Consider the following 13,016-nt stretch of genomic DNA (forward strand, 5'->3'; position numbering starts at 1 on the left):
TCGTAATTTTGGGGGATATTAATAGATGAATCTTGTTTTGGAAGTTGAAGCGCCTCCTTTCCGAGAAGATGCAACAGGTGCTATTCGGGTGGGAAACTCAAGAGTTTTGCTGGAATTGGTGATTCGAGCTTTTCAGGATGGTGCATCGCCAGAATCAATTGTGCAGCGTTATTCAACTGTGTCATTGTCTGATGTCTATAGTGCGATAGGCTATTATCTCCGACACCAAGAAGCAGTGGAAACTTATCTCAATTATCGCGAACAATTAGCAGATTCCGTCCGTCAGCGTTTGTTGGATATTCAACCCGATCTCAGCGTTATTCGATCGCGCTTGTTAGCCCAAAAACAATCTTGAGGATTAACTATGCTGCGGCTGTTGAGCGATGAAAATTTTAATGGCGATATTGTTCGAGGGCTTTTCCTGCGTCAGCCAGACCTTGACTTGCTTCGCGTTCAGGATGTTGGTTTGCGAGAAGCTGACGATCCAACAATTCTCAACTGGGCGGCCCAGAACGATCGCATTGTGTTAAGCCATGACCGGGCAACTATGCCAGATTTGGCTTACGAACAGTTGAGGGATAAGGAACAAATGTCAGGTTTATTTATAATTAACGATCGAATGCCAGTTAGACAGGCTATTGATGAACTTCTGGTGCTGGTTAACTGTAGCGAACAATCGGAGTGGAAAGGAGTTGTTTTGTATCTACCATTGTAACAATTAGCTAGATATTTAAGACTCTTCTGCAACCATTTTAACATACTGTTTTAACACAGGTGGAATCGTGAAAACGATTTCAGCTTCACCGCCCAATTTTTCGATCATTCCCCGTCGGGCTAAAGATTGAATTGCTTTACATAATTCGCCTTGTGATCCTTGACATTTTGCCATCCATTGGGTAAACGAAACAGGCTCAATTTCAGTGCAGATTAGGCCGAGCGCCTGTTTTTCTATTTCCGACAACCGCTGATAATGCTGCTGCAATATCGGTGTCAATTCATCGCTTAAAAATACTGGTTGATAGCTTAAATATTGAGAGACTCTACCGCCAAATAAGTTGTTAATGGTTTGAGCGGCTAATTTTAACCAGAGGGGATTACCTTGATAAAGGTTAATCAATTCTGACCAGTATTCTTCATCCAACAAACCCTTTTGTCTAAGAATTTCTGTTCCTGCTTCACCTAAACCGGTTAACTGCAATAAACGTACTGCTGAATTATCGTCGGTGAATGTGAGGATGTCTGAGGGTGGTTCCCAACTATTGAGAATTAAGCAGCTATTATGGGGAATTTCGCCGATGAGTTTAAATAGGGTTCCGTAGTTTTCATATCCGGGTTTGTAATTTCCTGCAAGTTGCCCGCTTCTGAGAATTTGCTGCACGTCATCGAGGATGATGAGACAGCGATTGTCTCGCAAATATTCGATTAGGATTGATAACTGAACATCGGTGTGGGCGGGTATGTTAATTTCTGGTTGATTTGAGAGAAATTGAATGAGGGTTTTGAGGGTGGTTTCGAGGGGTGGGGAGGTGCGGAGACTGAGCCAGATGATGCGATCGAATTGAGTTTGAATTTGGGGGATGAGGTGACGGGCGATCGCACTTTTGCCGGTGCCTGCCATGCCTGTGATGGTGAGGAGGCGGCAGTTTTGGCGGGCGATCGAGTTTTCGATGGCGGTGAGGGGTGAGTTGGGGTAGTTGTAGAAGGTTTTGAGCTCCGGTGCATCTCTTAAATCGAGTCGCGGTTTCTGTTGGGTGTTGTCTTCATTTGAGGTTTGTGTAGGGGGTGAGTGTTGTGGAGCTTTTGGAGGGCGTGAGGTTTCTGTGCAAACATTGATGTTACCTTTGTTTTGTACAAAATTAAAATCACCAAAATTTGAAACTTTAGAAAATTCATACCTCTCCATCGTGGAGCGCAAATTTGATTTCATTACATCTTCATCTAATATTTCTGAAAGAGTTTGCCATAACTTTGAGGCAATATTTCTGACATGGCGTTCAGTACAATGAACCTCTTTAGAAATTTCGGAGTATCTTTTACCTTGCCACGTTCCCCGTACTACTGCCTGTTGCAGATCGTCCAATCGTTTGCCAGTCTTAGCGAACACCAAGCCATCGGCCAACCTTAAGAGTTCTTGAACATCCATTTATTGGGTAAATGTAGGAGGTTTTATCTATTGTATCAGACTTTTTCTGACGTTTTATGGCTAAGAAGGACAAAATATGACTTTTAACGGCTAGCTAATTTTATTCACTCCTGGCAAATTGTGACATTCTCCTAGTTTCCAATACATAAAAATTAAATTAAAATTTAATCACGGGCTTTAAAACAATCTTCGGCAACCTAAAAATTTTTAACAATGTAAATCTGACTGGCGCAACTATGCCAGATATCAGCGTGCATCCCTAACGGTTCAAAAAGTTGCTCAAAATTTGGCTGCATCCGCTACTCCAGCGGTTAAAGAAGTGGCTCGCAATGTTGCTGCATCGGTGAGCAATGTCTAGGGGCTTTTCGCCTCGTGAAATGTTCGTAAATATTTTCTAACTTACCATAGGAAAGAAATCATGTCTAGTGCATTATCCCTACCGCAAGCTAATTTAAAAATGGCTCTATGGCAAGTCGATGCTGATGCAATGAGTAGCAGCGACTTGTATGTGTGGTTAAATGATATCGGCTTGCCGCATGAAGTCTCGATGCGGCTGCATGAACTAGCCACATACACGAAAAAAGCTGCTAACAAAGTTTTATTCATCGGTAAAATTCTCCTGATTAAAATCATAGAATTTGTCAAAGCGCATCCCAATTTAGTTATAGGGGCTGCTGTTGGCGTCGCTGTAGGAATTTTGGCAAATTCGATACCATTTGTCGGCCCGTTATTAGCACCTTTGGCAACAGCGCTGGGTATCCCAATTGGTGCAATAGCCGGCCACCGACTCGATAAACTTGCCCAAGGCCAAGAGGTGTCTGATGATGGAATTATTGGAATTGCTCAAGACATGATTGAGATTGCCAAAGCATTTTTTCAACTACTGATAGACGTTTTCAATACAATTTTCCGCAACGTCATCACTGCTTAACTGCCTAAATTAGCAAAAAGATTGAGGTCTAATATGTCTGCAAATAAAACGCCAACCAAAGAGCAAATTCTGAAGTCAATAGAGCAACTGGAAAAAAACCCACATGATAAATTAGGGATTTTAGCAGATATTGGCATTGGTGTGGTGGGGGCTGCCGGTGCTGGTGCGGCGGTGGCAGCTTTCGGTGGTGCATCATTTCTATTTGGGTTAGTAGCCGTTGCACCTCCCGTAGGATTAGTTGTTGGCGGTGCAGCTTTAGGTGCTGCTGCTCTTGTAGGGGTAAAACGAATGTTATTTGATGGCACTTTTGACGAGGGAAAACAAGCAGAAATGCTTAAACAGTTAAAAGAACAGCTAAGAGATATTGAAGCCAAAGAAAGAGGCTCTAAGCTGCAAGACAGCGATAAAACTAAATTTATTGTTTCCTTGAAAGAACCCGTCAGGCTCGATTTAATTAGCCCGAAAGACGCTCAGGATTTAATTAGCGCCGTAGAAAGCGGTAAAATTGCAATCAAAGAGGCGATTAAAATGGTTGAGGATGTGGTTAAAGCTGCTAAACCATAACTGCCTTCTGACTGCGTAACATGGGAATGCTAAGTTGTAAGTCTGCGATCGCCCTTCCTTGAGTCAAGAGCGATCGCTCTTTATAAGAGACTACTGATACTCTCATTCTTGCCATTCTCTATCTTCCTGATACTGTTGCAACATTACCTCAGCTTGTTTTGCTAGAATACTTCGCCTCTCTTCAAGCGGCAATTGCATAAATTCTCGGCGACTGGGATAGTCGGCTAGTGTTGGTATTTCTAAAGCTATATCAATACCTAATGGCTGTGCTTTTCCTGCGGAAATTTCCTGTTTGGCGCGCTGTGCAGCCACAATCAGCGATTGTTGCGTGTTCTCAAAAGATGAATTCCATTCCTCTTCATCCCTTAAGTCTTCAAGATATTCTCGCAAATGTTCAACCACTTTGTCTTGAAGAGTTTCTGGCAGAGATTCCATGATTTGGACCAAAGTTGCGATCGCCCTTGATGACATAGCTTTATCCTCCTAGTAAATCAAGTTTTTATTTAGTATATTTGATGAGCTTATTCTCAATTTTAGAGCGATCGCCCGCCCAACACCACCAATACCTCCAGACTTGCTACTGTAAAGAGAGTTAGATCTAATCAACAAGCAATTATGAGCGGTACTGTTACATCCCCCAACAACCTCAACCAGCAGCGGCCACTCTCCACAGCATCCGCTGACACTTCCACTTCCCTGCTGGCCGACTTCATCCAAGAAACACTCGCCTTAACCAAGCGCCTGTTTATTCAATTGCAGCGCCGCCCCTCGACGCTAGTTGCAGGCATTATTCAGCCCCTGATGTGGTTGGTTTTGTTCGGAGCTCTGTTTGAAAATGCACCCGCCGGCTTGTTCGGCGAAAGCCAGAATTACGGACAATTTCTCGGCGCTGGCGTAATCGTTTTTACTGCCTTTGCCGGGGCGCTGAATGCTGGTTTGCCGATTATGTTCGATCGCGAGTTCGGATTTCTCAACCGCTTGTTAGTCGCGCCGTTGGCTTCGAGATTTTCGATCGTCCTGGCTTCGGCTATTTTTATCGTCACCCTCAGCTTTATCCAAACCGGCACAATCGTTACAGCGGGGGCGTTTTTGGGCGCGGGATTCCCCGGAATTGCCGGACTAGGGGCGATCGCCCTAATTGTGCTGCTGTTAGTTTTGGGCGTCACCGGCTTGAGTCTGGGTTTAGCCTTCGCTCTTCCCGGTCACGTAGAATTAATAGCGGTAATTTTTGTTACTAACCTGCCGCTGTTATTTGCCAGCACAGCCCTCGCGCCGCTGTCATTTATGCCAGAGTGGCTGCAAGTTGTGGTGACTCTCAATCCTCTGAGTTATGCGATCGAACCCATCCGCTACCTGTACCTGCACAGCGATTGGTCGCTAGCCAGTGTCGTGATGCAGGCTCCTTGGGGTAATGTTACCTTTGGAGGAGCGCTGTTAGTATTGCTAGCCTTTGATTTGGTGGCGCTGCTGAGCATTCAACCGCTGCTGAAACGCAGGTTTGCTTAGGGCGATCGTTTCACCTGCACCGTCAATGGTAGGGACACGGCATTGCCGTGTCCTTAGCCCCAGCGAAGTAATATAATATTTAGTCGCAAGTCAGAATATTGTTTAGATACAATTGTTTTTTTGAAGATTCAACTAATAAATTATGAACACCAAAACTTCCAAATCCGGCAAATTGATGATTGGGATTGCTGCAAGCGCGATCGCATCCTGTGCTGTGTTCTCCCCTCAAGCAAGCTTCGCTCAAGCCAGCGGTTTAAATAATGCCCAACCGCTGCAAGACTTTCAAACTCAAGACAATACCGACCCATTTTCCGGCCGCAGCAGCGGAAGCGCAATATTTGATTTAATTCACAGATCCCAATTGGGAGGCGGCCGCAGCATGGAAGAATTTAATAGCGAACAGCGCCAAAATTTGAACGATGCGGCAGCAGAATTTCGCAACAAACAGCGCCAACTACTGGAAAAGCAAGCTGTACCTACACCAGGGGCGATCGCACCAGCAGAAATTACCGCCCCCGTCCCTTAAATTTACAACTGCTGTTTGCTCATTTCTCAGTCCGCGTGAGCGAAGTCAGCGCTTAGGCGGACTTCGTTTGTATAGCAGCGATTTCAAGATCCAAATCTTATCTACAAACCATCGCCCTTAATCCCGTTCCAACCACGCCCGCATTTTACCCGGATTAAGCAAACCGTAAGGATCGACCAACTCTTTAAACTGCAACTGTTCCACATTAATACTTTTCATCCCTCCATCTTCCAATATATAAGTGTGAGGATTAGCAATCATTGCGCCTTGCTCTTCGTGATAGCGAATAATTTCATTGAGCCGTAATTCCGTAGTGTAGCGAACTATTTGCAAAGCTGCGGCGATCGCCTTGCCATTGATCCGCAAAAACTCCAAGTGCATCATCACCTCATCCCCATAATAATTGTACAGTTCCTCAATCAATTTCAAACCTTTATCTGGGGGAAAAATCGTCTGCAAATAAGTCAGAGACGGGTCAGCGCTGCGAGCGTGCAGAGTTGTATGATTCCAAGTAAATTCAGCAATGGCTGCACCTTTGCTCGCTGCTTGCGCGTTTTTTTGATAGCAAATTGTGCCGCCATATTCGCGCACCAAATCTTGCAGCGGTTCCAGACAAGATTCAGCTACCATTAACAAAGCGCAGTGCTTACCTTCAGGAATCTCCTCGCGGAAAGCAGCAAAATAAGCAGGAATCGGCCAAGCACAAACACAAATTAGTTTTTTGATAATTCCGTCAGCATCGCCCAAAGCTTGACCGAAGTTTGCCGATGTCATAAAATCGTCAAAAGCGACGATGATTTCCGCCCAAGGATAAGCAGGGGCGAGGGGAATTTCTAACTCAGTAATAATCCCATTTGTGCCGTAAGCGTGATTGACTTTCTGCACTTCATCGCCCCGCAATTCGATGACGCGGGGATCGTCTTCCATTGTAACGACTCGAACGGCATGAAGATTTCCCCGATCGCGCAATTGCCCGTAAGTTATCGAACCAATTCCCCCGCTACCGCCGCCGATAAATCCCCCAATCGTTGCGGTGCGATAGGTTGAGGGAACCATCCGCAATTCCCAACCAGTTTCTCGCGCTTGTTTGTCGAAAACTGACATTTTCACCCCTGGTTCTACGCAAGCTAAACCCGGTTTTATCCAGCGGATACTGTTCATTTTGCTGGTATCTAAAATGACGCCGCCCTTGAGGGGAATGCACTGCCCGTAATTGCCCGTTCCTGCACCTCTGACAGTTAGCGGAATTTTGGATTTGACGCAGGCTGCAGCAATCCGCAAAACTTCGGCTTCGCTGGCGGGACGAACGACTAAATCTCCTGTTTTATCACTTAAGAGAGGTTGCAAAACTGGACTAAAGTGATAATAGTCTTGAGATAGCTTGACAACTTGCGCGCGATCGCTAATTATTTCAATTCCCGATAGTTCCGAAGAAAAAGCATTCCAGTCAATACTTTGAATCGCATTTGCAGTCATTTTGTTTTCTCCATGCTGGCAGTATTATATATTTTATATAAGCGAACTTACTAACATAAAATACTAACTGCAATCTTTCTTTAAGTAGTAAGGTGTGCCGAGGCGCACCCTACATATAGAAGTTTTGCGTCCAGGACTGCTTTTTTCAATTAACAAATCCCCCAAACACCGCCATACCGTAATATTTCCAAGGCACTGCAACAGTGTCAAATCTAGCTTTTACCAGCATTTCCAACTGTGCCGAAAGTGTAGCTAGGCGATCGGGATTAGAATACCCGTAAGAGACACTCGTTCCCACATTTGCGCGAATTTGTGCTAAGGTTTCCCCCTGATTTAGCGCCCAATCTTCTCGCGCCCCTTGATAAATATCTTTCATTGCTGCTGATTCTGCTAAAATAGGCTCGGCATTCCAAAAACAACCACCAGCATTTAAACTTTCGCGAATGCGTTGAAACACTTTCAACTTCATCTCGTCCTCAAGATGGTGAATTGCCAGAGATGAAATGCAAGCATGGAATTTATCGCTCAAGCCTGAAAAAATTGGATTGTTCGCCCATTCTCCAAAGTCCATTTCTATGCCAGTCCACCGGGCTGCGTATCCTGCCGACTCTATTTTGGCGCGGGCAAAATCAAGCATTCGCGGCGAGTAATCGACTGCAACTATTTCCGCAGACGGGTAGCGTTGGAGAACTTTTAAAGTGAGTTCCCCCGTACCGCAGCCGAGTTCTAAAATGCGGTGGTTTGTGTTAGCAATGCAGCCTGATACTACATCCAGCATTTCGTCATATTTAGGTAAAAGTCGCCGAATGCCAGTATCAAAATCAGCAGTATTGACGAAACTTCTCCCGGAAAAATTTCCTTGTTAGTAGGTGAGACAGTAGAGTCAGAATTCACGATCGTCAACCATAGACTACAATTGCTATCCTAACCGAGATCAAGCAAAAAGTGCGTGAAGTAGGGACACGGCACTGCCATGTCCTTAACCGAGCATCTGTACTTCACTCAACAGAAAATCCCTATAAAGTTATGGGTATTCTTACGGATAAGCTAAACACTCGCGGTAAACAATAATTAACCCTCCGTTGCACCCAGAGAGTATTGGTTTACCCCGAACGCCAGCAAAACAGTCTGAGAAAGCAGTGTTATGTTAGTAGTGCATAAATTCCAATCAAGATTAAACCTCACACGTGAGGATACCATGCCCCAGTTGATTTCTCGAATTCGGGCTGCCATCAGCCAATTAATTTACAAGCGAATTATCCTTGCGGTGACAATTTTATTTTGTGTAGGTGTAGGAGTAGCGATGGCAAATATGTCTCGTCTTTCCTCCACTCTAATCGAATCGCAAGCCCTCCAAAATGCCACCCTCTATGCCCAAGCTGTTAAAGAAGCCCGCACCCTTTACAGTTCCGATGTTGTTAGTCCTCTAAACACCGCTGAAGCAATTAACTTTACCCACGACTACAACCCGACAAAAGTAACAGTTCCCGTACCAGCCAGTTTCTTAATAGAACTAGGCAACCATATCACAAAAAAAAATCCCGAAGTATCACTTCGTCTCTATAGCAACTACCCGTTTCCCTGGCGACAAAAAGAAGGCGGAGCCCGAGACGAGTTTGAACAGCAAGCTATTACCTATTTGACGCAAAATCCGACAAAAAAATTTTTCCGCGTTGATGATGTTCGCGGCAAACCCGCCTTTCGATATGCCGAGGCAGATATTCTAAGTTCTAGCTGCGTGAAGTGTCACAATACTCACCCTGACAGTCCTAAAACTGATTGGAAAGTGGGAGATGTGCGGGGGATACTAGAAATTACTCAACCTCTCGCTACCATCACTCAACATACTCAAAGTGAACTTAAAAACCTGTTTTTACTGTTAGTAGGACTTTCCGTTTTAGGAGTGACAGGCTTAACTGTATCTATCAGCAGGTTGCGCCAAAATGCTAAACAATTAGAACAGCGCGTCAGGGAACGCACGGCACAATTGCAAGAAACTAATGTAGAATTGGTAAAAGAACAGGAAAAGAGCGATCGCCTGCTGCTCAATATTTTACCCCAATCCATTGCTACCAAGTTAAAAGACGGTCAAAGCAGTATTGCTGACGGCTTCGCAGAAGTCACGATTTTGTTTGCAGATATCGTAGGCTTTACCGTGCTTTCAGCACAAATATCTCCCGAAGAACTGCTCAAGTTTCTCAACGAAATTTTTTCAGCCTTCGATAGCTTAACGGAAAAGTACGGCTTGGAAAAAATCAAAACAATTGGAGATGCTTACATGGTAGTGGGAGGTTTGCCAAATCCTAGCAGCAACCACGCCGAAAGCATTGCGGAAATGGCTTTAGGTATGCAGCAGGAATTAGCAAAATTTAATGCCAAACATCATGCAGGAATTAACATTCGCATCGGCATCAATACCGGACCGGCAATTGCGGGGGTTATTGGCACTAAAAAATTTATTTACGACCTCTGGGGCGATGCCGTCAATACAGCAGCCCGCATGGAATCCCACGGGATTGCCGGCGCGATTCAAGTCACACAATCCACTTACGATATCTTGCAAAATAAGTATCGGTTTGAAGACAGAGGAATTATCCACATCAAAGGCAAGGGCGATATGAATACTTATCTGCTTGCAGGCAGGTTAGTCAGCCCAGTTTCGGTTTAATTTGTTTATTATATTATGAAGGGGTATGCTAGTTAGTCCGAAGTCATCAGTCATTAGTTGTTAGCCGTTAGCCAACAACTAACAGTTAATGCCTGCTGGCCTTTGACTGCTGACAATTACAGGAATTACAGAGGGGATGTGAGAACCCGGTTTCTGCGCGGTTGCTTCGTTGACACACCAAAAATTTATTACGAGAAACCGGGTTTATTTTCTTATGTCCTATCATTAGCCATTTGCAAAATAGTAAGTTTTATGTTATCGCGGATTTTATCATTCTTGAAATTTTTTAAATCTCGCTTGTCTAGGCAAATAGCTTTGTGGGTATTTGCTAGCATTCTTGTCATAGAGGGAATTATTTTAGTTCCTTCTTATTTTAGGCGAGAAAATGAACTTTTAAGTCAACTGGAACAGGTATCTCGCGCGACTGTTGATTCCCTAGAGTTTTTGCTTCAACAAGATATTTCCGATCGCACTTTCTTGCAAGAAGAAGTAAAAAATATTATTAAGGATTCTCAAGTGGTTTTAGGACTATCTATTTACCAAGCTAACGGTCAGCTAATATATACACTTGGCGAACCCCCAGAAATCAGTTTACAGCAACTAAAAAAAGCTCGTATAGTTCACAATCACAATTTCGATGGCAAGCGCTACGATATTGCTTGGACGGAGCGACATTTGGGAGGCGATTACATCTTAATTGTTCGCCACGATGCTTCCACCGTTCAACCGGAACTCTACGCATTTATCGGGCGGATTGCGGTTCTAGTCATCATTATATCAGCCTTTGTCACTTCGGTGACTATGTTTTTTTTAGGGGTGACAGTAATTTCACCTCTCTTGAGATTGCGCGATGACTTGATCGCTGCTGGAGACGCTTTGAGCAAAGATCAAGAGAAACCTGATTTCTACTCTCTGTCTGTCAAGCGCGATGACGAGTTAGGAGAACTCATGGTCGCATTCAATCAAATGTTTCACCGAGTATACAAGGAAATTGCACAGCGGAAACAAGCTGAGGAAGTATTACGCGCCGAACAAGAAAAGTCGGAACGTTTATTACTAAATATATTACCTGTCATGATTGCCGATCGCCTAAAACAAGGCCAGATAAATATTGCCGATGGATTTGCCGATGTTACGGTTTTGTTTGCTGATATTGTGGGCTTTACCGAAATATCTTCGCGCACATCTCCTGAAGAATTAGTCGAGTTGCTTAATAAAATATTTTCATCTTTCGATCGCTTAAGCGAACAATACGGCTTAGAAAAAATTAAGACTATCGGCGACAATTATATGGTGGCAGGCGGTTTGCCGCTTCCCTGTACAAATCACGCCGAATCTATTGCCGAAATGGCCCTGGAAATGCAGCAAGAAATTATGAAATTCCGCGACGAATGCGGTAAACCTCTCAATATCCGCATTGGCATTAATACTGGGCCTGTTGTAGCAGGTGTCATCGGCACTAAAAAGTTTATTTACGATTTGTGGGGAGATGCTGTGAATACAGCAAGCCGCATGGAATCTCAGGGACTTCCGGGTAAAATTCAAGTTAGCAACTCAACTTATGAATTGCTGTGCGATAAGTATTTGTTGGAAAAGCGCGGTAAAATTAATGTTAAAGGCAAAGGCTCTATGACGACTTATTTGCTCAAAGGTAGAAAATTGTAACTAACAATTTTAACCATCGCCCGCGAATACGTGGTATGGTGGCTGACGTTGCAGGGCAGACGCCCTCGCCACCAAACTATATTTTTTTTGAACGAACCGCGAAGACGCTAAGGACGCGAAGGAAGAGAAGAGAAGAAAAGAGAAGAGAATATAAAGAGTTGCCAAGTGAGTTAACTTTGCTATATTAAAATGCGAGTTGATATTAGTTAGATGGGTAAAAATGACGGCGGATCAGGAACTGAATTATTCTACTTCACCGATTTGGCAGCCCTTCACGCAAATGAAAACGGCGCCCCCGCCACTGAAGGTAATTCGCGGCAAAGGATCGGTGCTGGAATTAGCAGACGGGCGGCAAATTCTCGACTGCATTTCTAGTTGGTGGGTGACTGTTCACGGGCACAGCCATCCAGTTCTCGCTGAGGCTCTTTACGAACAAGCTCAAAAGTTAGAACACGTAATATTTGCGGGATTTACTCACGAACCTGCCGAAAAACTTGCTAATAAATTGCTAACTCATACGCCTGCTTCTTTAACGCGGATTTTCTTTTCTGATAACGGATCGACTGCTGTTGAAGTTGCTCTGAAAATGGCATTTCAATATTGGCAAAATATCGGAGAAACTAATCGCACTAGCTTTATTAGTTTTGAGGGAGGTTATCACGGCGATACTGTGGGCGCGATGTCGGCTGGCAGAAGTTCGCTGTGGTGGGAATCTTTTGCACCTTTAATGTTTGCTGGTGATGTTGTTCCTTTTCCGGCGACTTTTGACGGCGATGAGGAGGTGGAAAGCAAGGAGGCGGCGAGTTTAGAGAAATTGGAGTTTTTGTTAAAGCAGGGCGGCTATGCGGGAATTTTTATCGAACCTTTGGTGCAAGGTTCTGCGGGGATGCGAATGTGCCGCCCTGAGTTTTTGCGGGCGATCGCACAACTTGCCCGCCAGTTTAATGTATTGTTGATTTACGATGAAGTAATGACGGGTTTTGGGCGGACGGGCGAACTGTTTGCCTCGGTTAAATCTGCAACTTCACCGGATATCCTGTGTTTGTCTAAAGGATTGTCTGGTGGTTGTTTACCAATTGCTGTCACAATGGCATCGGAGGATATTTATCAAGCTTTCTGGCGAGATGAATGGGACAAAGCTTTTTTTCACGGTCATTCTTACACCGGAAATCCCTTAGCTTGTGCGGTGAGTGTAGCATCCTTGGAGCTTTTGGAGCAAAACCCAAATGTGTATCAAGGGATGGAAAAACTCCACCACAAATATCTAAATCAATGGCTGAGAAATCATCCTAAACTCGAACGGATTCGGACTTGCGGCACCATCGCAGCAATGGATGTGAAAACGGAAAGCGATTCCGGTTATTTTAATGACATCGCTCCTGTATTGAAAGCCAAATTTCTCGAAGCGGGGTTTTTGCTCCGCCCCTTGGGAAATACGCTTTACTTGATGCCTCCCTACTGCATTTCTCCTGATGAACTAGAATCGATTTATCGGGTAATTCGTCAGGTTTTGGATACTCTGTAAACCCTTTAATTT

Annotated in this window: 12 protein-coding genes and 2 pseudogenes; 10 read left to right on the top strand and 4 right to left on the bottom strand. The window is 44.4% G+C overall.

From position 1 onward, the window contains the following. Positions 1-25: 25 nt before the first annotated feature. Together QUA24_RS03685 and QUA24_RS03690 are read left to right on the top strand one after the other, a co-directional pair. Positions 26-355 (top strand): DUF433 domain-containing protein, encoded by a 330-nt coding sequence (locus tag QUA24_RS03685; protein ID WP_333168473.1) that lies wholly within the window; start codon positions 26-28, stop codon positions 353-355. Positions 356-364: 9 nt separating this feature from the next. Continuing rightward, a complete protein-coding gene (locus tag QUA24_RS03690; RefSeq protein WP_333025501.1) occupies positions 365-715 on the top strand; it encodes a DUF5615 family PIN-like protein in 351 nt (116 codons plus the stop codon). 15 nt (positions 716-730) lie between these two features. Here the strand turns inward: QUA24_RS03690 and QUA24_RS03695 are convergent, their stop codons facing one another. Beyond that, the gene (locus QUA24_RS03695; RefSeq protein ID WP_333227307.1) at positions 731-2,143 is read right to left on the bottom strand and encodes an NB-ARC domain-containing protein; all 1,413 of its coding nucleotides are present in this window, start codon (positions 2,141-2,143) and stop codon (positions 731-733) included. 418 nt (positions 2,144-2,561) lie between these two features. On the opposite strand from QUA24_RS03695, the gene QUA24_RS03700 reads away from it, so the two are divergent. Both QUA24_RS03700 and QUA24_RS03705 read left to right on the top strand, forming a co-directional pair. Then, on the top strand, positions 2,562-3,074 hold the full coding sequence (locus QUA24_RS03700) for a hypothetical protein (RefSeq protein WP_333227308.1): 513 nt from the start codon (positions 2,562-2,564) through the stop codon (positions 3,072-3,074). Between the two features lie 33 nt (positions 3,075-3,107). Further along, positions 3,108-3,638, top strand: a complete 531-nt coding sequence (locus tag QUA24_RS03705) for a hypothetical protein (RefSeq protein WP_333227310.1) — start codon at positions 3,108-3,110, stop codon at positions 3,636-3,638. Between the two features lie 102 nt (positions 3,639-3,740). Here the strand turns inward: QUA24_RS03705 and QUA24_RS03710 are convergent, their stop codons facing one another. Beyond that, positions 3,741-4,109, bottom strand: a complete 369-nt coding sequence (locus QUA24_RS03710; RefSeq protein WP_333227312.1) for a hypothetical protein — start codon at positions 4,107-4,109, stop codon at positions 3,741-3,743. A gap of 144 nt (positions 4,110-4,253) precedes the next feature. Between QUA24_RS03710 and QUA24_RS03715 the strand changes: the two genes are divergently transcribed. Together QUA24_RS03715 and QUA24_RS03720 are read left to right on the top strand one after the other, a co-directional pair. Next, entirely contained in the window at positions 4,254-5,144 is an 891-nt protein-coding gene (locus QUA24_RS03715) for an ABC transporter permease (protein WP_333227314.1), read from the top strand. Between the two features lie 142 nt (positions 5,145-5,286). Then, on the top strand, positions 5,287-5,670 hold the full coding sequence (locus QUA24_RS03720; RefSeq protein WP_333227316.1) for a hypothetical protein: 384 nt from the start codon (positions 5,287-5,289) through the stop codon (positions 5,668-5,670). Positions 5,671-5,787: 117 nt separating this feature from the next. Here QUA24_RS03720 and QUA24_RS03725 read toward each other — a convergent pair whose 3' ends face one another. Together QUA24_RS03725 and QUA24_RS03730 are read right to left on the bottom strand one after the other, a co-directional pair. Then, positions 5,788-7,146: an FAD-binding oxidoreductase gene (locus tag QUA24_RS03725; protein ID WP_333227318.1), complete on the bottom strand. Its 1,359-nt coding sequence runs from the start codon at positions 7,144-7,146 to the stop codon at positions 5,788-5,790. Positions 7,147-7,291: 145 nt separating this feature from the next. Continuing rightward, positions 7,292-7,924, bottom strand: a complete 633-nt coding sequence (locus QUA24_RS03730; protein WP_333227320.1) for a class I SAM-dependent methyltransferase — start codon at positions 7,922-7,924, stop codon at positions 7,292-7,294. A 534-nt stretch (positions 7,925-8,458) separates the two neighbouring features. On the opposite strand from QUA24_RS03730, the pseudogene QUA24_RS03735 reads away from it, so the two are divergent. The 4 genes and pseudogenes from QUA24_RS03735 to bioA all read left to right on the top strand — a co-directional run. Then, positions 8,459-8,959 (top strand): annotated as a pseudogene (locus QUA24_RS03735) (Tll0287-like domain-containing protein); the annotation flags it as partial. A 99-nt stretch (positions 8,960-9,058) separates the two neighbouring features. After that, a pseudogene (locus QUA24_RS03740) lies at positions 9,059-9,814 on the top strand (adenylate/guanylate cyclase domain-containing protein); the annotation flags it as partial. Positions 9,815-10,066: 252 nt separating this feature from the next. Beyond that, positions 10,067-11,479, top strand: a complete 1,413-nt coding sequence (locus tag QUA24_RS03745; RefSeq protein ID WP_333227322.1) for an adenylate/guanylate cyclase domain-containing protein — start codon at positions 10,067-10,069, stop codon at positions 11,477-11,479. A 220-nt stretch (positions 11,480-11,699) separates the two neighbouring features. Then, positions 11,700-13,004 (top strand): adenosylmethionine--8-amino-7-oxononanoate transaminase, encoded by a 1,305-nt coding sequence (gene bioA / locus QUA24_RS03750; protein WP_333227324.1) that lies wholly within the window; start codon positions 11,700-11,702, stop codon positions 13,002-13,004. Positions 13,005-13,016: the final 12 nt, after the last annotated feature.

The organism is Microcoleus sp. Pol12B5, from assembly GCF_036701335.1.
In the GTDB taxonomy this organism is placed as follows: domain Bacteria; phylum Cyanobacteriota; class Cyanobacteriia; order Cyanobacteriales; family Microcoleaceae; genus Microcoleus.